Below are 21,391 nucleotides of genomic sequence, written 5' to 3' on the forward strand. Positions count from 1 at the left end.
CTCGCCACCCGTGGCTACACTGTGGTGCATGCGCATCGGAAGCTACATTCACCATTCAAACACCATTCACGACCACACATTCACCGTCCCACTGGATCACAATGCGCCCGATGCGCATGACCACGGGACGGTGGATATTTATGCTCGCGAGATTATCCCCCCCGGTGGAGACAACCTGCCATACCTAGTGTTCATGCAGGGTGGTCCCGGAGTTGAAGGCCCCCGTCCAGGCGATTTTCGCGACGGATTCATCGGCCGCATGCTCAAGGACTACCGCGTCGTTCTGCTGGACCAGCGCGGGACGGGCAGATCCCACCGGCTCGACAAGCTCACGCTGAGTTCCCTCGGCAATCAATCCGTCACTGACGAGGGTGACCACGCTCCCACTGCTCAGGAAATTGCTGACTACCTGATGCTGTTCCGACAGGATCAGATTGTGCGCGATGCGGAAGTTGTGCGCCGTGAGCTGGCTGGCGATGAGCCGTGGACGACGCTCGGTCAGAGTTTTGGCGGCTTCATCAACACGTGCTACCTGTCGATTGCACCCGAAGGGCTGCGCGCCGTCTTCAACACCGGCGGTCTGCCCGGTCTGACGGACATTGATTCGATTTACCGGCTGACCTACGAGCGTACCGCAGCACGCAACCGCGCGTACTATGAGCGTTACCCTGACGATGAGCCGATGATTCGCCGCATCGCCGCGCATCTGCGTGACCACGAGGAATGCCTGCCAACCGGTGAGCGCCTCTCCACGGAGCGTTTCCGCATGATCGGCATATGTCTGGGTGGGCAACTGCGTTTCGACACACTGCACTACATGCTGGAAGCCCCCTTCGTCACGGTTAACGGGGTCTCACGCCTGTCGCGTCACTTCCTACAACAAGTGGCAGACGAGGTCGCTCAGACCACTCCCATGTATGCGGTGCTGCAGGAAACGATTTACGCTGCGACCACCCCTGCCCTCGCGGGCACTGCAACCCGCTGGTCAGCGGATCGGCTTTCGCGTGAGATCGCGGGGTTTGATCCAGATGCTGACCCGTTGGATACGTCCGAGCCGTACTACCTGACCGGCGAGCACATGATGCGCTCGATTTTCGATGAGGATCCGGAGCTGACCGGACTGGGCGAGGCTGCCGACATCCTGGCCAACCGCACCGACTGGCCAGCGGTGTACGACCCGGAGGTGCTGGCTGAGAACTCGGTACCTGTCGCGTCGGCCGTCTACTTCGATGACATGTTTGTGCCGCGTGAGTTGTCACTGGAAACTGCGAGCGCCATTCGCGGATCGCGCGTGTGGGTGACAAACGAGTACCAGCATGACGGTTTGCGTGTCTCAGGAGGCGCCGTGCTTGACCATCTCTTTGCTCTACAGCGCGACTGACGTGGCAGATTCACAGCACACAGCATCCACCCGGCGGCGCGTTCCCGGCCTTGACGGGCTGCGCGCGCTGGCAGTCGCAGTGGTGCTGATCTACCACCTGATGCGCTCGTGGATGCCGGGCGGCATGGTAGGCGTGGATGTGTTCCTGGTGATTTCGGGATTCCTCATCACGTCCCTGCTGATCCATGAGTTCCGCACGGCCGGTCGCATTGATCTCAAGGGCTTTTGGGTGCGGCGGGTGCGCCGCCTGGTTCCTGCCGTCGCAGTCATGGTGGTGGTGGCCACCACTGCGGCGGCCATAGTCGGCGGGGATGCGCTGCTGGCTATCCGACGCCAATTCGTCGGCGCGTTGACGTATACCTATAACTGGGTGGAGATTGCTGCCGGATCCAGCTACTTCGACCGCAATCAGCCGCTGCTGCTCACCCACATGTGGTCCCTGGCCATCGAGCAGCAGTTCTACCTGATCTGGCCGCTCATCGTGATCGCCCTTCTGTGGCTGGCGCGCCGCGTTTTCACCCATTCAGAGCGCTGGATCTGGATCGTCGCTGCATGTCTGATGGCGGCATCAGCTCTGTGGGCACTGGCATTGGCAGCGGGAGGTGCTGACCCCTCGCGCATCTACATGGGAACCGATTCGCGTGCCTTCGGCCTGATGGCAGGCAGCGCGCTGGCGTTGGCCTGCGTCGATCCGCTCAGCATCGATGAACCCGCCCCGATCAGTGCGCGCACTGCGACGGCTCGCGCCTCGCTGGGCTACGTGGGCGCCGTCATCATCGTGGTGGTCGCCATCATGTTGCCCATGAACAACGCTCCGCTCGCCCTGGAAATCGTTCTGATCCTTGCAACGCTCGGCGCGGTCGGAGTGATCCAGGCGATGATGCCGGCAGTACTGAGCGGTTCCGTATCGGGACGTTTCCTGTGCCGCATCCTTGATGCACCCTTCATGCGCTGGATTGGTGAACGCTCCTATGGCATCTACCTGTGGCACTGGCCGCTGTGGGTTCTGGGCTACTACCTCGTCGATGGCGACATGCCGCGCCCGATGGCGCTCGCTCTGGCAGCGCTCAGCGTCGTGATCGCAGAGGCCTCCTATCGGTGGATCGAAACGCCGCTGCGCAAGGGCGGCATCATCGCCACAGTGCGCTTGTGGATCACGAGCCTGCAGGAGCGTGGCCGCATCATCGTGTTCATAGTCTCGATGCTGATCATCGGAGTGCTCGTGACTGCAGTGGCGCGCCAGCCTGCCATGTCCAGCGCCGAGCGGGCCATTCGCTCCGGCCAGGCCGCCATTTCCGGCTCGCAGTCCGCTGCCGACGATACCACCCCCGCGTCCGGCCAGAAGGCCGAGGGCGACCCGTCTGCTGCCCAGTCCGCTGCCGCAGGTGCCGTATCCGGAGCGGGACACGACCATTCAGATCAGCCCGCCACACCGATTCCCGGCAATCAGATCACGGTGATCGGGGATTCGGTGACGCTGGCGGCTGCGCCTGCTTTAACTGAGGAGCGTCCGGGTATTGCGATCAATGCCGAAGTGTCGCGTTCGATCTATCAGGTTTCATCCGTCCTCACGCAGGTTGATGCTGAATATGGTGCCCGCCGCTACGTCGTTGTCGCTCTGGCCACTAACGGTGATGTTCCACCCGAGCAGCTCGATGAGGTGCTCAAGCAGCTCGGGCCGGATCGTCGCCTCGTGCTGGTCACCGGGTTTGGCCCGGACGATGACACGTGGATTCGTCCCGCCGCTGACACGATCCGTTCATGGGCGGCAGCGCATAAGGACCGGGTTCGCGTGGCCGACTGGGCCGCCGCGATTGCAGAGCACACCGACCTTCTGGCCTCCGACAACGTTCACCCCGACGAAGAGGGCGCAAAGGTGTGGACGCGGACTGTACTGGATGCTCTAGCGCAATTCAAAAATTGACATTCATACACGCGCCTCAACACGGGGTTAGTTCCCAAACTTCGACCCTATGCTGCGAAAACTACTTCAGCCAACGCGCACTTGACCCACTGAAATGAAGTATCGTGGGCTTAAGCTAAACCTTTTAACCTAAGCCCACGATGTCGCCCAGCTACTAGAAGCATACTCACGAGCGCTTAGCGCGCGTTTTAGCTCAAACCGCTAAGCTCTTCGCCACGACCAGCCGGAAGGCTCTCTTCATGCAGACGACGCAGGGTGTTTTCACTTTCTTTCCCAACTTTCCCGCCCGGATGAAGAAACAATATATCGTCCCATGCGAAATTGCGTGCAGCACGAACGTACATAGCTAACGCATCGCCCCAAGCGCAATTCGACAAAGTCGACCCCATGGCAAGCACATTTTCTGGATCCCCAGAGTAGTATGGCAAAACACAGCAATAGTCACTCAAGCCTTCTAGCGATGAGTGCTCAAATGCGGTAATAACCACAATCTGAGCCCCTCGAGCCTTAGAACGCTTCACAAACTCGCATAGTTCGTCCGACTCACCACCCTTCGAAATAGCGATAACCACATCACTCTTGGTGACCACACCCAGACTTCCGTGCAACGCATCCGAAGGATTTTGGTAAAGCGCAGGCGTTCCAGTTACGTTAAAAAGGTGCGCCATGCGCCGAGCAACCGTACCGGATGTGCCCGCTCCACTACAAATTACCTTTCCGCTGCAGGCCAAAATCAAGCCCGCAACACCCACAAAAGCCTCATCCAGAGAGTCCACGGTATTTAATACATCGCCAGCCTCTCGCCGAATGAGCTCTTTGCACGCCTCAAGCGTCGACTCTTCTCTCATGACATCTCTTCCTTTCATTAGCCAACCGACTCAACTTTCTTGTCCGAGTCTCTCTTAAGCCTCATAGCTCGCTTATTATTCTTTGTAGAGCGCACCTCCCACTGAACCACAAATACTGAAATCAGGATGACGCCCTGCACGATTTGATAGAAGTAGGAAGAAAAACCAAGCGAGTTGAGACCGGAAGAAATCATTTGCAAAATGATCGCGGCAATAGCACCACCAAATATAGCTCTCTGACCACCGAATGGATTTGCACCTCCTAAAACAGCAATGGTAATCGCCAGCATCAAATACGAACCGCCGAATCCTGCTGATGCTGACCCGGTTCGCGCAGCCATCAAGACACCAGCCGCTGAGGCAAGAATTCCGCATAACATATACGTTTGAAGAGTCACCCTGTTTTCACTAATACCGGAGTAATCAGTAGCTCTAGCGTTTTCACCAAGCATCACAGCATGCAGACCAAACTTGGTCTTATTCATACACAAATGAAGCACCACAACAATACATACAAACACCCAAAATACAAGCGGAACAAAAGCAAACGTTCCGACTCCCAAGATATTTAGTAAATCAGTACCGCCATACAACGCCTCCCCTTTTGAAAGAGCAATGGCAATTCCCACGAATATCTGCTGGGTCGCCAATGTAGCAAGTATCGGCCTAATCCGAATGGCGCACACCAAGTATCCGTTCAGCAAACCCGCCATGAGTCCGATGATTGCACATACCGCCAATGAAACAAACGTTGCTAAAAGGCCATTCATTCCCGCTTCACTCAGCGTATTAGATAGCCAAATTGTCGCAAGCGCCGATAAGTTTGCCACTGCCACCACAGACAAGTCAATTCCCGCAGTTGTCATTGCAACCGAAATCGCAAGAGCCATTAACGCAATCTCAGGAACCGCATAAGCAATGGACTCCACATTAAGCAGAGAAAAAAAGGAAGCTGGCGAAGCTACAGAAAATACAATTGCAATAATAATTGCAAAAAGAAATAGGTTCAAAGAATAGCTAACCTTGCTTTGAATGCGCCCTATTCTACCCATAGCTGCCATTACTTTTCACCAACTTCTTCCAAAATTTGTGGACGTCGAATTGACAAAACAGTGGACTTCGCTTGCACCACAACGCCCATCAAAATAACGAAGCCGACAACAAGCGTCTGCCAGTAGGATGAGACTCCAAGCCTTACCAGTGAATTCTGGGTGAGTGAAATCAAGAGAACCCCTAAAATTGTCCCCTTTACAGAGCCCCGTCCTCCAGAATCCAAAGCTCCACCAATAACTACCGCAGCAATCACAGTCATCTCAGTACCAACAAGTTCGAACGGGGACGCATGTCGGGAAAGAGCAACGTGAACCATCCCTCCTAGGCCCGCAAGCAGTCCAGCTATAACGTAGATACCAACTTGCACACGCTTAACATTGATGCCGACTCGTCTTGAGGCCTCTTTACTCCCCCCCACTGCGTAGATCGACCGCCCGAAGGTCGTTCTACTAAGAACCCAGGCAATTAACAATGCGCAGCCTAAAACCACGAGCACCGTCACATTTACAGGCGAATTTCCCAGCTTGAATAAACTAAGTTGTCCCACAGAGTCCAACCTAGGCGGCAACGTCGCCAAGTAAGTCGAGCCGATAAAAGCAAGCAGAACACCTCGAATTACCACTTGGGTGCCCAGCGTTGCCACCAGGGTTTCCATTTGATATTTAGCCACCAACACCGCATTTAGTACTCCCAGACATGCACCAATTGCTGCAGCTGCAAAGAATGGCCACACCGCTCCGTCAATCCCCAGACGCTGCATGAACAACACCACGCAATAACCCGAAAACACCGCAATTGCAGTAAACGAGACGTCCATTCCGCCAGAAATGATCACCAGCAAAAGCCCAAGTGCGAGGCTCATTGTTACAATTCCGGAGCGAATGATGTCGCCGAAAAAGGTTAGCGAGACCTGCTCGGGCGCAATTAGAAACATCAAAATGAGAATTCCAGCAATAACCAACGTTAGAATACCCTCATTATTTCTTCCTTTTAGCGAAGCAATCGAAATGCGAGACAGTTTAGCAGAAACCGACTCTTGCAACCTCCCGTGATCCATAATCATTACACCTCCTGCAAGACTCTCGAAATAACGTTTTCATTTACATCTGCACCTGCAATTTCGTCAACCACCCTGCCGCGATGCATTACCACCACTCGATTACACACAGAAACGAGTTCCGGAATGTCGTCTGAAATCAGCAGTATGCCAATGCCTCTTTTCGCTTCATTTCTCAAGATATCCATGATGGCTGCCTTCGCTCCTATGTCAACACCAACCGTCGGCCCATTTAAGATCAAGACACGCGGCTTCGTAGTCAGCCATTTTGCTAAGACAACCTTCTGCTGGTTTCCTCCTGAGAGCGAGGAGACCGGATCATTCGCTTTGTCTATCTTTATGGAAAGTTTCTCGACTTGCTCATCAATAGTGCCCTTCACCAACCGCTTCTTTAGCCATCCGCCAATTCCACAAAAGCGATCAATCGCCGCTGAAACTATATTGAGCGCTATAGATTGCCGCAAAAAGACGCCCTGAGTTAGCCGGTCTGGTGGAACGTACGCAATACCTGCTTCGATTGCAGCTTTCGGCGAGCTTGGGTTTATAGGCTTTCCATCAACCAGTATTTCTCCCTCATCGGTCTTAATGCGCCCAAAAACTGCTTCAGCAACCTCCGTCCGTCCCGAACCAAGAAGGCCCGTAAGGCCCACTATTTCTCCACTGGCAACGGTTAAGTTTATGTCCTCAAAAATTCTTCTTGCGGACAGCTGTGACAGTTTTAAAGCCGGCTCATTCTTGTTTGGGAAGGTGGGTACTTTTCTTTCTTGGTTTGCAACATATCCCAAGAGCGCTTCCATCAACTTTTGTGAGTTGAATTTTTCCACGCTGTCATCGGCCACAACTCGACCATTGCGCATTACCACTATGCGGTCTGAGACTTCAAAGACCTCTTCGCTCTTATGCGAGACGAAAACTACAGCTACTCCATCTTTCTTGAGGCGCTTCACTACAGTGAAGAGATTCTGAACTTCCTTCCATGTCAGAGCGGTTGTAGGCTCGTCCATGAACAGCACTTTTACGTCTCTATACAGGGCTCGCGCGATCGCGACAATTTGTCTGTCAGCAATAGGTAGTTCCTGGACTTCGGCTCGGAGATCTATTTTGACACCTAGACGATTCAGTACAGCTTCGGCTTTTTTCTCTTCGGAAGAAGTTTGAACGGTTTTCACATTCTCCGCTATGCGCCCAGAGAAACATATGTTTTCGGATACTGTCAGATTCGGAAAAATTGACATGTCTTGAAAGATTACTTGTATGCCCTTTCTTATAGCCGTAAGTACGTCTATTTCGGCATTTTCTTCGCCCGCGATGGTTACCGTTCCTGAGTCGAGTCTCTCAACACCCGCTAGTATCTTGATGAGGGTTGATTTTCCGCAACCGTTGCTCCCTGCGAGACACATGACTTCGCCACTATGAATTTCCAAAGTGACACCATCAAGAGCCTTGACTCCTCCGTAGGCCTTGCGAATGTTGTTTGCTCGCAACACGACCGCTTGATCGGACAACTTGACTCCTTTCGTCTGGGGAGTCGTATACATGTCAATTGGTACGACTCCCCAGACCTCTTGTTCAGCTATTAGAAGGGATAGTCTTTGGTTGTGTCCTTTGTTATGTCAATCCAAGCGTTTCCATAGAATGTTGTGGGCGAATTGGAATCCTGCTTGAGATTGTCGTACCCTTCGACGCCTAAGTCTTGGCCGTCGGAAAGGCTCTTGCCGTCAAGGATTAGCTCAGCCGCAGCTAGCATCGCTTTGCCTTGCAACGCTGGATCCCACCCCGTTATGACGTCGACAGAACCATCGTCAATCAAAGTGCCAACAATTGCTGGAGTGGAGGTTCCAACCACGCACGTTTGCTCTTGCAAACCAGCCTCCTGAACTGCGCGTCCAATCCCAGCAATATCAGTTGACGCTGATCCGATAAACCCCTTAATGTCGGGATAGCGGGCTATTAGCTCCTTAGCGCGCTGGTATGCGGTTTCCTGCGATTCGTCTGAGGAAATCGGATCACTTACCCGGGTAATGCCTGGGAAGTCCTTCAAATGCTCCTCAGCACCAGCCGCCCATTCGTTGTGTGATTTAACGGTCAAAGACCCCACGAAATGCGCATAGCTACCTTTGTCACCCATGCATTTTGCCATCACATCAAGCTGGTGTGCTCCATAGTCTTTGTTGACGAATGCTTCAATATCCGCATCTACCCCCTTCATTCCTGCAGCCTCACCGGTGACTACAGCGATCCCTGCTTTTTTGGCGCGTGCAAGCACGTTCTCAAGGGACTCTGGAGAGTTGGGTACCACGGTTAATGCGTCAGGCTTCTGAGTAACCAAGTCATTTAGAATCGCGATCTGCTTCTCTTCTGACGCATCGTCTCCCGCAGTTTGCGTAACTTTGATATTGTGCTCGGTCGCATATTCTTCATTTCCCAACTGCATGCGGTTAAACCAGTCTCCACCAGCAAGCTTCACCACATTAACGATTTCTCGTGTTGGCGACGTTCCACTTTCACCTCCTTCCCTCTCTCCCGACAACTGGTTACCGGTTGTCGAACAGCCGACCAGCGCCAAAGCTAATGCCGATGCAGCTACTCCTAGGTACCTCTTTGCACTGTGACTCATTTTTCTCTCCAATTCATGTGATTATTTCCCGATACGGACCTTGTGGCTCGCAAAGAATGCATAATTTCTGGTTTTTCTACACCAAAGAAGTCGTGCAGTTGCATATAGACCTGGTAGAGCGAGTCATACGCCTTTTGATTTGACTCTATTGGCCTATACGTAGTTACTTGACGTTTTGCTACGTCAGCTGCCTCTTCCCACGACTCGACCGCCGCCCCAGCAATCGCTCCGTGTAGTGCTGCACCTAATGCCGGCGTGTTCGAGCTAGATGTAGCCTCAATTTCACGCCCAGTTACATCTGCGAGAATCTGCATAAGAAGAGGGCTCTTTTTCGCCAGCCCTCCACAGGCCACAATTCGTTTAATTTCAATTCCATACTCTTGGAATGCATCGAAAATAACTCTTTGCCCCAGGGCCGTAGATTCAAGCAGAGCGCGATAAATCTCCGCAGGTTGAGTGGAGACAGTAAGACCGACAATGACACCAGATAGCTGCGTGTCGATTAGCCTAGATCGATTTCCATTCAGCCAGTCTAGAGCGATAATGCCAGTCTGAGCGGCAGGGATATCTTCTGCCTCTTCCTCAAGCGACCGGAAAATCTCTCCGACTGTTCTTTGCGGATCACATTCCGAATTTCGCATGAGTTTCTTAACAAACCATGCGTAGGTATCGCCGACTCCCGCCTGTCCAGCTTCATACGCCCACATCTTGGGAAGTATGCCATTACGAACTACACCTTGGATTCCCTTAACCGCGGCCAGCTTGTCTGAAACGAGTAGGTCACAGACACTTGTTCCCATCACTGCAACTATGACATTTGGTTCAACGACTCCTGCCCCAAGCACGGCCACATGGGCGTCCATGTTACCGACAGCGACCGGCAACTCTCTTGGTAGTTTCAAGCGATCTGCCCACTTCTCGACGAGAAGCCCTGCGAGTTGCCCAGGGGACTTGAAATCATGCCCCAGCTTATTAAGTACCGCCGAAAAACCCGAAGATGCCTTGTCCAAAAGTTTCGCTGGCGGGTATCCAATCGACTCTTCGCGATATCCCCCCTTGTATCCCGCTACATGCGCCCCTCTAACAACCTTCCCGACCAAGTTCGAAACAATCCAATCTTCTTGTTCCAAGAAGAGCTCTGTACTCTCAAATACACTCGGAGCTTCGCGATAAATCATTAGTGTTTTTGGAAGCATCCACTCAGGAGAAAGACTTCCTCCGTAATACTCCAAATATCCTGGAGTGTCGCGAAGAAGGCCGTTTAGGTCGTCTGCACAGTACTGTGACGAATGGTCTTTCCACAACTTTGCATATGCATATGGATTCTCGCGAAATGACGCCAGTCGCGACAACGGAACAAGATCGCTTGTACATGGAACCACGGTGCACGCCGTCGTATCGATTCCCAGCGACACCACATCATCAGGACTCGCAGCGGATCCATCAAACACATCCCTAACACTGCGCTCCAGCGCATCTAGGTAATCATCCGCATCCTGCAAGGCCCACTCGTGCGGAAGTCGCGCACTACTAGACGGCAGCACTTCATCAATGACTCCATGCCTATAAGACGCCTCCGCACTACCGCATTCTTCCCTCGAGTCAAGATCAACCAAAAGTGCTCTCGCGGACTCGGTCCCGAAGTCAACGCCTAAAGCTACCCTCATAAGAAACATCCTCCCTCGCATGCTCATCTGAGCGCCCATGTTGCTCGTTTGTGAGTATGATCCTAAGAGGTCACAGTCAGGATGTCAACCACAACACAAACCACCGAGTCAAAGGAGCTGCCATGACCACCAACGAGCAGGAGCCAGTCAACCTAGACAAAGAGACGCAGAAACTAATAGCTGAAATTGGGCGACAATTTTACCTCAATGAGAAATCCAAAATAGAAATTGCCAAAACCCTCAAAATCTCACGCTTTCGCGTAGCAAGACTTTTGGAACTAGGAAAAAAGAGCAAGATCATAAAAATCACCATAACCGAACCCAGCACTAACTTAAACTCTGTGTCAAACACTCTTTCAAAACACCTCAATCTGAAGTCAACAAGAGTAATTGAATCTTCAGGGTCGGAAAGCCAAGTCCGTGACCAACTAGGAGAAATGGCTGCTAATTACCTATCTCACATAGATCTAAACGGAAAAACCGTCGGCGTATCCTGGGGGCGAACTTTAGCCGCAATGACCAACTACCTACCCCGCCTCCCTTTCAGTCGAATAGTTCAGCTCACTGGAACCGTGGGGTGGGACATTTCACAATCTCCAGTCGAGATAATCAGGCGGATGAATGACCTATCCGAGGCGGAAACATTTGCGCTATTTACACCATTTTATGTAGGCGAAGCCGCCGATTTTATTAAGAATCAGTTCTACGTGAAAAGCGTCATTGAAATGTTCGATGAAATAGATGTCGCTATTCTTTCAGTTGGCTCATGGACTCCTTTAGAGTCACAATTGCCTCAAACATTTCCTGAAGAAGTGAAAACGCATTTATCGTCTAAAGGAACCCGAGCTGAGGTCGCAGGAATATTTCTAAATGACGACGGAGAGGTGGTAAGCTCCGACATATCCGACCAGTGTATCACCATTAAGCCTAGTCAACTTCGCAACATACCACGCGTGATCGCAGTAGCCGGTTCACCCAGAAAAACACAAGCAATTTACGCGTTATCAAAATCAGGTTTAATTACAGACTTAATTACCGACATGCAGACTGCTGCGGATCTTCTTCAAATGCCGACAGTCGAAAAAAGTTCTTACAACCTGCCAAGAGTCCCAAGGTGACATTTTCGGGTTATAGGACATTTGGGGGTGCGGACGTTTTTTTAGACGGTTTCGTGTGTCAGTGTTTTCTCACGGTAGGCCTTGATAGTTAGTCCACCGAGTTCAGTTTTTATTCGAGTGTTGTTGTACCAGTGGACATACCAGTCAATCGCTTCTTCGATTTGCGATACTGAATTCCATGTACGGCCGTAAAACATCTCGCTTTTCATCGTGCCGAAAAAGCCTTCGCATCGAGCATTGTCAGGACTGCATCCTTTGCGGCTCATAGAGCGGATGATCCCCGTCTGTTGCGTGCGGCTAATCCAGTCCTTGCACCGGTAGTGTCCACCACGATCAGAGTGCAAAGCAACGCCCCCGACTGGTTTTTGGCACCTGGACAGGTATGCAATAGCATCTTCCAACATGCCTTGAGTAAGGGTCTTATGCGCATTGTGCTGGTACCGATAGGAAACGATCTTGCCATCAAAACAATCTATGATCAGGCTGAAATACACTTTCCCGTCAGGCCCAGCAAATTCCGAAACATCAGTCAGCCACAACTGGTTGACCGATGCAGCATGAAAGTCACGTTTGACACGATCTTCAGGAGCAGGACTGACCTCCCCCTCATACGACGAGTGACGCCGCTTCCTTTTCGCGTAGTAAACCGGGATCTGCTCTTCTTTCATCAAACGGCGAATCACTTTCTCCGAGACTTTCTGTCCTTGCTCACGCAAGGCAAGCCAGATACGCTTCGAACCGTAAATATAACGATTCTTCCGCGCAATACGACCGGTAAGAAGGCGTAAGTGCTCGTACTTGTCAGCCATTGCCGCAGCCTTACGACGGTAGTAATACGTTGCATGCCTCAACCCCACCACGTCGAGCAGGACCGTCAGTGGGTAAGACTCACGCAAGTCATCAACAATTCTTGTTTTGATCGCATTGGGCAGTTCGACCGGGATGCCGCCCGGATTTTTCCCATAATCTCAATTCGTTTTTCTAATACCGCCTTTTCCACCAGCAAACGTGCCGCCAAAGACCTCAGCTGTGCAGGATCATCGGGCAGTGACTGCTCGAGTTGAGCCTGAGTAGCACAACCACCAGCCTTCTTCCGCTCGTTTTTCGTCATCAGCCCCCCACTGCCCTTCCCTTTTCCACTGCCTCACCCACCGGTAGAGCAAAGGCGGCACATCAATACCAAGATCCTGGGCTATCACGCCCACAGCCTCGCCATGATCCACACTCTCGACAGCTTTGAGTTTAAACTCCCACGAATAACGGCGAGGAGGCTTACGCTTTTTCACCGCTCTTCTTCCCCGCCCAGACTGTCCCACCCAATCCCTCAACGTGTGAAGCGAGGAATAACCAAGCACCCGGCACGTCTGAGTATACGAACGCAACTTCCCAAACATGGCCACAGCCACCCGACGCTGCTCATCGGTATAAACAACTTTCATCCCAGTCTCCCAAAAACTCCAAGAAACTGTCCGGCCCCCGGTGACGGCCTGGACGAGGACTTGGAGCGCTCGCGGCCAGTGGCGGGGGCGGGCAGTATGCGTGGCGTGATCACGGTCGACGTGTTCCTCGTGCGCGGACTGTCCCAGCAGGAGCTGACGCATGATGGGATAGCCCGACAGGAAAACAACGTTGTGGAGCAGTTGAATGACGCCGCCCGCAAGGCCGGCCTGTGGTCCGATCAGGGCCAGTGCGATAGGCACACCCATGTATCCGACGTTGCCGAAGGTCGCGCCCAAAACAATGGGGGACGGGTTGAACGCTCCGCTTGTGCGGGCACGGTCACGGGCGGAGAGATCAGCGTCCGTTTCCTGTCCTTCACGACGTTCCTGACACAGCCGACGCCGCTTAGAGACTGCTCGGAGAGTGAAGCCGAGCAGGAAGTAGAGGAGCACTGCGATGACGGGGCCTGAGAGTGCTTCCACGACCGGGGTAGCTGACGTGTCCAGTGGCGCATTGAGCACGACGGTGAACATGTAGCACGGCAGGGTGACATAGAAGACGAAGTCGTTGATCGGGTTCAGGGCACCGACAAAGTGACGGTTGCGTGCGAAAAGTGTTCCCAGCACTCCCACCGTGATCATGGGTGTGATCGTTGTCAGTATTGTCCCTAGCACCGTTTCCTCATCGTGACATCCAGCGTGCTGCCGGCATTTTCACGGACCCATGCGGCCCGTGCTCTTTAACAATAGGAGTCAGTTCGAGGATGCGCACAATTGGTCCACCGCACCACCCTCGTCAGTGCAAACTGGCGTCTGCAGGGCCGAGCGTCCATGACGAGAAGGCGATGGACAGTCCGCCCCTGGACGGCGAGCACACGAAGGGGCCTGCCTCCACCACCGAGCCATCATCAGGCAGACACGGCAGGACTCGCACCAACCTGAGTTCCTCGCCCACCACGCCGGCACGCAGGATAATCGAATCGTCGCGGCGGCTCACGCGGATCACCACATCTTTGTTGAGCCATTCGTGGACCGGCGACACTGACCAGTCGGACACGCCGCGCGTGACGACCGCGCCCAGCTGCAGCACTCCGTCGGAAAATTCAAGGCCCGCTTTGACCCAGTTCTTCGCGCCGGCGCGCACGAAAATGCCAGCCTGGTCGAATTGCTCGGAGAAGGCCGCGTTGAGCGTCACCTCCATTGCTGCACCGTGGGGAAGTTCCCTGACCAGGGCGTTCACAGTGTTCACGCTGAAGCCGTAGTAGGTACGCTCCCACGCATCGGATTTCTCGGTGGCGGTCACCACCAGCGTTCCCGCATCGTCGATATGGTGTTCGGCAGGGTCATGTAGCCAGCGGCCCTCGCTCCAGGCAACGGTTGTGTGAGTGGTCATCTCGCGCTCCTTACGCTCCAGGCAGACTCATCCGGTCATAGAGATACGCGGGGCAGGGCGTCCCGGTCATCAGCACCGACGAGGGCGACGCTGTCCGCTGCTGCTTCTACTGTTTCATACCGGGGCCTCCTGAGGTGAGCGACTGGAGCACTGCGTGGCGGGAGCGTTCGTCCGGCTCGGCTGCAAATGCACATGCCGCCACGTAGGATTGACAGCACTGGATACATGGGAGGCTTCTGATGACTTGCGATTGCCGCGATCACGACTGTTCAACCAGCACGGATGTTGGCGGGAGCTCTGCGTTTGACCGCATTGAGCAGGCGCTGAGTGATCCGCGCAAACTCGGTTATGTCGCGTTGATGTCAGGCGGCACGCTCGCGTGGTATGCCATGCCGGACTTCGTGCGCTCACGACCTGTTCGCGGCGTGTTGAAGGCCGGGCTCCTGGGCGGAATTACAGCCGCATTGGCGTCAATGTTCAGCTGTGAGGATCACCGCGCGTTCGTCGGCAATTGTGACGAGGGGGGCGCGTGCGCCTGCTGCAACGAAGATGCTTCATGCGAGGGCAAGAGCTGCAATTGCGGTGAAAACGATGGATGTGGCTGCGGTAAAGGTCAGGACGGCTGCGCGTGTGGCAAAAGAAAGGGCAAATGTGGCTGCGGATCGGATGAAGGTGCCGCAGCCGCTGGTGAGCGTACCGTTCCGCTGATCGACAAGGATCAGGCTGGCCCACTCGACCCAAATCGGACGTTGGAGCCTGAACCACACAAGGAGTGCGACTGCCAGAGCGACGGATCGTGCGGCTGTACGGGCAATCGACACCACGACGGACAGCATTGCGATCACGACCAGTGCGGCTGCAGCACAGAACATCATCGCCACGGCGATCACCGCAGTGGCCACCACCAGGCATTGGACACCCTTCAAGAAACTCTGCAGGAAAATCCTGCGCTTATTGGAGCCGCGGTCGGCATTACTGCTGTGACGACGGCTGCAACAGTGTGGATCGAGAAAACTATCTTTCGGCGCGGCGAGAATCGCAGAGCTGCGGGCAAGAGATGTGCGCACACGGATCTGGCCGCGCTGATGGCAGCCCTCGTTGCTGGAATGGAAACGGCGCACGTGTCCGGTTTGCTGAGCTCAAGACAGGACGCCCACTGCCCACATGATTGCGAGGACTGCGGGCGCTGACCACGACGAGAGTGACAGGCAATGCGAATGCGGGTGCGAGGTGCACTAGACACGGCCACATCACATCTGGCGGGCGTGTCTTTTCGACGCTCAGACCAGTAGACTGGGCTAGTGGCGTGCATGTGCGACATCACCAGGATTGAGGAGGAACAACTGTGGATCCCATTCATGCATCAGAGAATGAGACGATCGAAGCCATTAACTGGAACAAGATCATCGATGAAAAAGACGAAGAGGTATGGGATCGTCTGACTCGTAACTTCTGGCTGCCTGAGAAAATCCCGTTGTCCAACGACATTCAGTCGTGGAAGACGCTCAACGAGGATGAGCAGACCATGACGAACCGCGTGTTCACAGGCCTGACCCTGCTGGACACGCTGCAGGGCACCGTCGGTGCCGTCTCCCTGATCCCCGATGCGCGCACCCCTCACGAAGAAGCGGTCTACACAAACATCGCGTTCATGGAGTCAGTTCACGCCAAGTCATACTCGTCGATTTTCTCCACACTGCTGTCCACGCAGGAGATCAATGAATCGTTCCGCTGGTCGCGTGAGAACGAACCACTGCAGCGCAAGGCGCACATCGTGAAGTCGTACTACGACGGTAACGATCCAGAAAAACGCAAAGTGGCGTCCACGATGCTGGAATCCTTCCTGTTCTACTCCGGCTTTTACGCCCCGATGTACTGGTCGGCGCACGCCAAGCTCACCAACACCGCCGACCTGATTCGCCTGATCATTCGTGACGAAGCCGTGCACGGCTACTACATCGGCTACAAGTATCAGCTGGCTGTCAACGAGGCCGATGAGAAGCGCCGTCAGGAACTGAAAGATTACACGTTCTCACTGTTGTTCGAGTTGTATGAAAACGAAGAGCTGTACACCGAGTCGCTGTATGACCCGTTGGGGTTGACCGAGGACGTCAAGAAGTTCCTGCGTTACAACGCGAACAAGGCTCTGATGAACCTGGGGTATGAGGCACTGTTCCCGCATGATGAAACCGATGTGAATCCGGCGATCCTGGCAGCACTGTCACCGAATGCCGACGAAAACCACGACTTCTTCTCCGGTTCCGGCTCTTCCTACGTCATCGGTGAGATCGTCGACACCGAGGACGAAGACTGGGATTTTTGACAACCCCTGACAGACCCAGACGCTGCCTGGCGGTAAACAAGACGGCGCACGCACTGTAAGTGCGCGCGCAGCGCGCACGTGGAATGATACAAGTGGATTCAGGCCGCCCGACTGGTCGGCTCGGGCGCAGCGGGCGCCCATGGCAGTCGCATTGCCAGCCTGCCGAATCGTTGCGTCAATAGATGGGAGACAACATGCTCGCAGTGACGACACCGTCCATCGAAGGTCAGCCGATCACGCGTTACATCGGCCTTGTATCAGGTGAAACTGTTTCATCTTTCCCCGCGAGCGGAATGCTGAAAGCGCTCAACGGCGGACGCAAAAGAGGCGAGGAAAACCTGCAGACCGCTTTTGAAAATGCTGTCAACCAAATGTGCGAGCGTGCCGAACTCCTCGGAGCTGACGCCGTGATCAGTGTTGAGATGCACTACACCTGCATGCAAGGCACTCTGATCTGCACAGCAACCGGCACAGCCGTCACCCTCTGATTTCAGACTGCCTCCTGTCATCCTGCCGTTCCTGTCAGTGGATACACAATTGTCATCACACCGTTCTCACACGCGATCCACGGCAGGCACCGCACGCCCGACCGGCGCGCTCACACCGGTTGAACTTGCTTCATGCGGAGTGCTTGCCGGACTGGCAATCGTGGCATGTGTCGGCGCCACCATCCTGCCGTTCTTCAACAACTTCCTGCAGCTCATCGCTACAATCCCGATCGCCATGATTGCGGTCAGGCTCCGCCCTCGTGCATCACTGACCACCGTGCTGACCACCTGCCTGATCGGAGCCATCCTCGGCGGAGTCAACACCGCACTGACTGCAATCCAGGCGGCACTGGCAGGGTGGATCGTCGGAGCACTCCACCGCAAACACATCCGCACCCGATTCGCATTCCTGATCGGCATTATTGTCGGAGTCATCCTCGGATCACTCACTGACCTGACGCTATGGCTGCTCACCGACCTGCGGGAACTCACGCTTGAATCTGTGCGAGTCTCGGTCAAAGGCTACGCGCGGCTGTTGTCCGGATGGAGCCTCACCCGCCCGATGTCCGACCTGCTCCTGACCTTCACCGACTGGATGGTGGCCTACTGGTGGGCATGGCTGCCGGTATCCGTGCTTTTCGCATTCGCACTCACATTGACCGTTGCGCACTGGCTGATGGGTCACGTCCTCGCCCGCATTCCGCAGGGCAATGCATTAGATCCGCTGCGCGCCGACGAGGATACCGCTGTCCCGATCCAGCCGTTGCCCACCACGCTCACCGACGTCCACATGCACTATCCGGGCGCCACGCGCGACGCGCTTGACGGCGTGAGCCTCACCATCGACCGCGGCCAGTTCGTCGTCATCGCCGGGCCGAACGGATCTGGAAAGTCGACCCTGGCATCCATTCTTGCCGGTGCGCGCCACAGCGCCGGATCCGTGAAGCGGCCCGGCCGGATTGGACTGGGTCGACAAAGCGGGGTCGCACTGCTGGCTCAACGCACCGAATTGTCATTGCTGGGCGAAACGGTCGAAGAAGACATCCTGTGGGGTATGAGTTCCGACGAGCGCGCCGCGCTCCCCCTCGACATTCTTCTGGATCAGGTCGGTCTGCCTGGCCTGTCCGCGATGCCGGTACGTCACCTGTCGGGCGGCCAACTGCAACGACTCGCACTGGCCGGAGCCCTGGCACGCCAGCCTGCCCTGCTGATCTCGGACGAGTCAACCGCCATGATCGACCAGCAGGGGCGCACCGAACTGATCGCCATCCTCGCTGACCTGCCCCGCACCGGCACAACCGTCGTTCACATCACCCACGACCTCACTGAAGCGGCACGGGCCGACCGGCTGATCACACTCGACAACGGTCACGTCACCTTCGATGGTGCTCCCACCGACCCGACCAGTCCGCTCACCGACAGCACGACCACCGGCGCACCTGGCTCCCTGACCTGCCACCTCACCAGCGGCGCTGCCGATGTCGTGGCCGTCCCCACCGACGATGCTACTGATTCCACAGCCTCTCCCACCCGCCCGCCAACCAGCAGCGTGCACGACTCCCCCATTGACGAGGGTGACCCATCCGCGGTTCGCACCGCACCAGTCATGCCTGTGGTCTCCACCGACGATGAGGCTGACGACATCGTGTCCCACCTCAAACGGTGGGGGGATCACTTCGCCCCGGCGCTGACACTGCACGACGTGTCGCACGCCTACGACGTGAGGACCCCGTGGCACAAGCAGGTTCTCTTTGACATTAATCTGGACGTTGCGCCAGGTGAGAGTGTCCTGATCGCAGGTGAGAACGGGTCGGGCAAATCGACACTGGCACGCATCATGACAGGACTGATGCCTCCCACCTGGGGAGATTGCCTCCTGGGCGACAAGCCCGCCAGCCAGCAAGTCGGATCCATCGGCATGTCGATGCAATTCGCCCGACTTCAGCTCCAACGCCCGTCCGTGCGTCTGGACATTGCCGCGGCCGCCAACATCGACCCTGACGACACAGAGCGGGTCGACGACGTGGTCAGCCGCGCGATGGCGGAAGTGGGACTGGACTGTGAGTTGCAAAGGCGCGGTATTGATGAACTCTCCGGCGGACAGATGCGGCGCGTCGCGTTGGCTGGATTATTCGCAGCGGACCTGAATTTCATTGTGCTTGACGAGCCTCTGGCGGGCCTGGATGCCACATCGCGTGAACTGGTCATCAGCGCGCTGAAACGCCGGCAGGATCGCGGCATGGGAATTATTGTGATTTCGCACGATTTTGAAGGTTTGGATCAGGTGTGCTCCCGGCACCTTTCCCTCGTCGAAGGGAAACTGTCATGAGTACATTCGCACGCAATACGCCACCCAACACAGGTGTTCGCGGATCTGCCGCTTCGCGCAGGCGCCCTCGCCCATCACCTACGTTGGCACTGCCCCGCCCGCTGCCGTGGGAATCTCCCCTGACGCGCATGTGGGTCGGCACGAAGATCATCTGCCTGGCAATTCTGACGACACTGCTGGTCCTGCTTCCCACGTGGCCAACTGTCACGGCGGTCGGCGTGTGTCTCCTGGTTGCGGCTGTTGTCGGACGCGTGCCCATTTCGGCACGGCCGCGCCTGCCGTCTTGGATCTGGGCCGGCTTCATTGGCGGCATGATCGGGGCCGCAATCGGCGGCGGTGCATTGATTTTCGTCCGCGCCTTCCTCGTCATGGTCGAAGTGGTCCTCGGATCACTGCTGCTCGTGTGGACCACACCCATTGAACGAATCGCTCCGGCACTTCGGATACTGCTCCACCCCCTCACGTGGTTTCGAGCTCCTGTCGACGAATGGGTGATGGCGGCAAGTTTTGCGCTTCGAGGCCTATCGACCGTGCGCGACCAGATGCAGGCAGTGTTCGACGCCGTGCGCCTGCGCTGGACAGATGATGGGCCGATGATGACATTTCGCGGTCAGCTCAAATTGATCGTGGATATGACAACCGCAACGTTATCCGCGTCCTCGAGACGTGCCGATGACACCGGCAGGGCAATGACAATGCGCGGTGGAATCCCGCCAGTTGAGCGCGATCGGGTTCGTTTGCGCTGGCCAGACATCATCGGGCTGGTCCTGGTTCTTGCCGCAACCGTCATCTCCGTCATCTTCCGCTCCGGTGTCCCGTGGCAGTGAATGTGACTGGTCTCAACACCTCTTGTGGTGTATTCGGTTTGACGAAGACACCCTCGGCCTCGTAATCTTCTATAGCAACGCGCGAGTGGCGGAATAGGCAGACGCGCACGGTTCAGGTCCGTGTTCCAGTTGATGGAGTGGGGGTTCAACTCCCCCCTCGCGCACCATGTGATGTGTCGGGACATCGTTGACATTGTGTTGGCGGTGTCCCGATCTTTCTGTATATCGCCGCGTTTCAGTACACTGCCGGCGTTTCCACATCTTGCTGGCCTTTCTGCATTTCACCGCCTTTTTGGGTGTGTCCTGACCGCAGATCCTTCGGGCGGGGATGCCACTGCTGTCCTGCCGCGCGCACCAACACGTGCACATACCCCTAGATTTAAACCCTCCGCGTGCACATACCCCTAGTTCTAACCCCGCCTCGTGCACATACCCCTAGATTTAAACCCTCCACGTGCACATACCCCTAAAAAGTCATGTAAAAATGCACAATCCCCTAGATTTAACGCGTGAGGCTCGAGGCCGCCGGAAGCTACTGACAGCTGACCTGCGGAAATAGGTTTTGTCCTTTTGGGGTGCCGACTTTAGCTAGGGGTATGTGCAATTCGAGCGTTAAATCTAGGGGAATGTGCATCAAGACCGTGAAGATTTAGGGGAATGTGCAACGCAGGCACGAAGATTTAGGTGTATGTGTACCAGACGGTGCATATACAGGGCCCACGCTCGCAGGGGACGTATCGTGGCTCACCGCCGCGCATACTCACGTACTGCGGCAGAGCCATGCTCGCGGGGAGATATCGATTCAGAGATCAGCGTTGACAGTGCGACGAGGTTCGAGGGACGTTCGTGTTGGACGCTGATGCGTCGACATATGCGAGCAACGTTTTTCTGTGTCATGTCACCAAAAGGGATAGGCTCATAAAGAGG

18 protein-coding genes and 1 tRNA gene are annotated in these 21,391 nt (G+C 55.3%); 8 read left to right on the forward strand and 11 right to left on the reverse strand.

All coding sequences use genetic code 11. The features are described from left to right. The first annotated feature begins 28 nt into the window (after positions 1 to 28). Together AC1EJZ_RS08735 and AC1EJZ_RS08740 are read left to right on the forward strand one after the other, a co-directional pair. On the forward strand, positions 29 to 1,381 hold the full coding sequence (locus tag AC1EJZ_RS08735) for an alpha/beta fold hydrolase (protein WP_058237665.1): 1,353 nt from the start codon (positions 29 to 31) through the stop codon (positions 1,379 to 1,381). Next, on the forward strand, positions 1,350 to 3,305 hold the full coding sequence (locus tag AC1EJZ_RS08740) for an acyltransferase family protein (protein WP_480294600.1): 1,956 nt from the start codon (positions 1,350 to 1,352) through the stop codon (positions 3,303 to 3,305). The genes AC1EJZ_RS08735 and AC1EJZ_RS08740 overlap by 32 nt, the downstream gene beginning before the upstream one ends. Before the next feature lie 188 nt (positions 3,306 to 3,493). Here AC1EJZ_RS08740 and AC1EJZ_RS08745 read toward each other — a convergent pair whose 3' ends face one another. The 6 genes from AC1EJZ_RS08745 to AC1EJZ_RS08770 all read right to left on the reverse strand — a co-directional run bounded on the left by AC1EJZ_RS08745 (position 3,494) and on the right by AC1EJZ_RS08770 (position 10,586). Next, on the reverse strand, positions 3,494 to 4,153 hold the full coding sequence (locus AC1EJZ_RS08745) for an SIS domain-containing protein (RefSeq protein WP_480294601.1): 660 nt from the start codon (positions 4,151 to 4,153) through the stop codon (positions 3,494 to 3,496). Positions 4,154 to 4,170: 17 nt separating this feature from the next. After that, a complete protein-coding gene (locus AC1EJZ_RS08750) occupies positions 4,171 to 5,214 on the reverse strand; it encodes an ABC transporter permease (protein WP_480294603.1) in 1,044 nt (347 codons plus the stop codon). Beyond that, positions 5,214 to 6,269, reverse strand: coding sequence for an ABC transporter permease (locus AC1EJZ_RS08755; RefSeq protein ID WP_480294605.1), 1,056 nt, complete (start codon positions 6,267 to 6,269; stop codon positions 5,214 to 5,216). The genes AC1EJZ_RS08750 and AC1EJZ_RS08755 overlap by 1 nt, the downstream gene beginning before the upstream one ends. Then, entirely contained in the window at positions 6,269 to 7,768 is a 1,500-nt protein-coding gene (locus AC1EJZ_RS08760; protein ID WP_480294607.1) for a sugar ABC transporter ATP-binding protein, read from the reverse strand. Before AC1EJZ_RS08760 ends, AC1EJZ_RS08755 begins: the two co-directional genes overlap by 1 nt. Before the next feature lie 71 nt (positions 7,769 to 7,839). Beyond that, positions 7,840 to 8,880, reverse strand: coding sequence for a substrate-binding domain-containing protein (locus tag AC1EJZ_RS08765; protein WP_480294609.1), 1,041 nt, complete (start codon positions 8,878 to 8,880; stop codon positions 7,840 to 7,842). Further along, positions 8,877 to 10,586: a ribulokinase gene (locus AC1EJZ_RS08770; protein ID WP_480294611.1), complete on the reverse strand. Its 1,710-nt coding sequence runs from the start codon at positions 10,584 to 10,586 to the stop codon at positions 8,877 to 8,879. The genes AC1EJZ_RS08765 and AC1EJZ_RS08770 overlap by 4 nt, the downstream gene beginning before the upstream one ends. An 83-nt stretch (positions 10,587 to 10,669) precedes the next feature. Here AC1EJZ_RS08770 and AC1EJZ_RS08775 point away from each other — a divergent pair, with 83 nt between their 5' ends. Further along, on the forward strand, positions 10,670 to 11,665 hold the full coding sequence (locus AC1EJZ_RS08775) for a sugar-binding transcriptional regulator (protein WP_480294613.1): 996 nt from the start codon (positions 10,670 to 10,672) through the stop codon (positions 11,663 to 11,665). 41 nt (positions 11,666 to 11,706) lie between these two features. On the opposite strand, the gene AC1EJZ_RS08780 is transcribed toward AC1EJZ_RS08775, so the two are convergent. From AC1EJZ_RS08780 to AC1EJZ_RS08795, 4 genes are all read right to left on the reverse strand, one after another. Next, entirely contained in the window at positions 11,707 to 12,609 is a 903-nt protein-coding gene (locus AC1EJZ_RS08780; protein WP_480294631.1) for an IS3 family transposase, read from the reverse strand. A 93-nt stretch (positions 12,610 to 12,702) separates the two neighbouring features. Further along, positions 12,703 to 13,779: a transposase gene (locus tag AC1EJZ_RS08785; RefSeq protein ID WP_480294615.1), complete on the reverse strand. Its 1,077-nt coding sequence runs from the start codon at positions 13,777 to 13,779 to the stop codon at positions 12,703 to 12,705. A gap of 121 nt (positions 13,780 to 13,900) precedes the next feature. After that, positions 13,901 to 14,497, reverse strand: coding sequence for a DUF1349 domain-containing protein (locus AC1EJZ_RS08790; protein ID WP_480294617.1), 597 nt, complete (start codon positions 14,495 to 14,497; stop codon positions 13,901 to 13,903). A 554-nt stretch (positions 14,498 to 15,051) separates the two neighbouring features. Next, a complete protein-coding gene (locus AC1EJZ_RS08795; protein ID WP_480294619.1) occupies positions 15,052 to 15,618 on the reverse strand; it encodes a hypothetical protein in 567 nt (188 codons plus the stop codon). Positions 15,619 to 15,851: 233 nt separating this feature from the next. Here AC1EJZ_RS08795 and nrdF point away from each other — a divergent pair, with 233 nt between their 5' ends. The 5 genes from nrdF to AC1EJZ_RS08820 all read left to right on the forward strand — a co-directional run bounded on the left by nrdF (position 15,852) and on the right by AC1EJZ_RS08820 (position 20,631). Next, positions 15,852 to 16,820: a class 1b ribonucleoside-diphosphate reductase subunit beta gene (gene nrdF, locus AC1EJZ_RS08800; protein ID WP_480294633.1), complete on the forward strand. Its 969-nt coding sequence runs from the start codon at positions 15,852 to 15,854 to the stop codon at positions 16,818 to 16,820. A 194-nt stretch (positions 16,821 to 17,014) separates the two neighbouring features. After that, positions 17,015 to 17,308: a heavy metal-binding domain-containing protein gene (locus AC1EJZ_RS08805; protein ID WP_070728262.1), complete on the forward strand. Its 294-nt coding sequence runs from the start codon at positions 17,015 to 17,017 to the stop codon at positions 17,306 to 17,308. A 49-nt stretch (positions 17,309 to 17,357) separates the two neighbouring features. Continuing rightward, positions 17,358 to 19,637: an ABC transporter ATP-binding protein gene (locus AC1EJZ_RS08810; protein WP_480294620.1), complete on the forward strand. Its 2,280-nt coding sequence runs from the start codon at positions 17,358 to 17,360 to the stop codon at positions 19,635 to 19,637. Continuing rightward, positions 19,634 to 20,464: an energy-coupling factor transporter transmembrane component T family protein gene (locus tag AC1EJZ_RS08815; RefSeq protein WP_480294622.1), complete on the forward strand. Its 831-nt coding sequence runs from the start codon at positions 19,634 to 19,636 to the stop codon at positions 20,462 to 20,464. The genes AC1EJZ_RS08810 and AC1EJZ_RS08815 overlap by 4 nt, the downstream gene beginning before the upstream one ends. 79 nt (positions 20,465 to 20,543) lie before the next feature. Next, positions 20,544 to 20,631: transfer RNA gene (locus AC1EJZ_RS08820), tRNA-Leu, on the forward strand. A gap of 577 nt (positions 20,632 to 21,208) precedes the next feature. Here AC1EJZ_RS08820 and AC1EJZ_RS08825 read toward each other — a convergent pair. Next, entirely contained in the window at positions 21,209 to 21,361 is a 153-nt protein-coding gene (locus AC1EJZ_RS08825) for a hypothetical protein (RefSeq protein WP_157886261.1), read from the reverse strand. Positions 21,362 to 21,391 lie beyond the last annotated feature (30 nt).

It is taken from the genome of Pauljensenia sp. C0170B5 (assembly GCF_056590195.1).

Coding starts and splice junctions, on each gene's coding strand:
- AC1EJZ_RS08775 (WP_480294613.1), top strand. CDS start 10,670: ATGACCACCAACGAGCAGGAGCCAGTCAACCTAGACAAAGAGACGCAG.
- AC1EJZ_RS08805 (WP_070728262.1), top strand. CDS start 17,015: ATGCTCGCAGTGACGACACCGTCCATCGAAGGTCAGCCGATCACGCGT.
- AC1EJZ_RS08750 (WP_480294603.1), bottom strand. CDS start 5,214: ATGGCAGCTATGGGTAGAATAGGGCGCATTCAAAGCAAGGTTAGCTAT.
- AC1EJZ_RS08825 (WP_157886261.1), bottom strand. CDS start 21,361: ATGACACAGAAAAACGTTGCTCGCATATGTCGACGCATCAGCGTCCAA.
- AC1EJZ_RS08755 (WP_480294605.1), bottom strand. CDS start 6,269: ATGATTATGGATCACGGGAGGTTGCAAGAGTCGGTTTCTGCTAAACTG.
- AC1EJZ_RS08790 (WP_480294617.1), bottom strand. CDS start 14,497: ATGACCACTCACACAACCGTTGCCTGGAGCGAGGGCCGCTGGCTACAT.
- AC1EJZ_RS08770 (WP_480294611.1), bottom strand. CDS start 10,586: ATGGGCGCTCAGATGAGCATGCGAGGGAGGATGTTTCTTATGAGGGTA.
- AC1EJZ_RS08815 (WP_480294622.1), top strand. CDS start 19,634: ATGAGTACATTCGCACGCAATACGCCACCCAACACAGGTGTTCGCGGA.
- AC1EJZ_RS08735 (WP_058237665.1), top strand. CDS start 29: ATGCGCATCGGAAGCTACATTCACCATTCAAACACCATTCACGACCAC.
- AC1EJZ_RS08765 (WP_480294609.1), bottom strand. CDS start 8,880: ATGAGTCACAGTGCAAAGAGGTACCTAGGAGTAGCTGCATCGGCATTA.
- AC1EJZ_RS08745 (WP_480294601.1), bottom strand. CDS start 4,153: ATGAGAGAAGAGTCGACGCTTGAGGCGTGCAAAGAGCTCATTCGGCGA.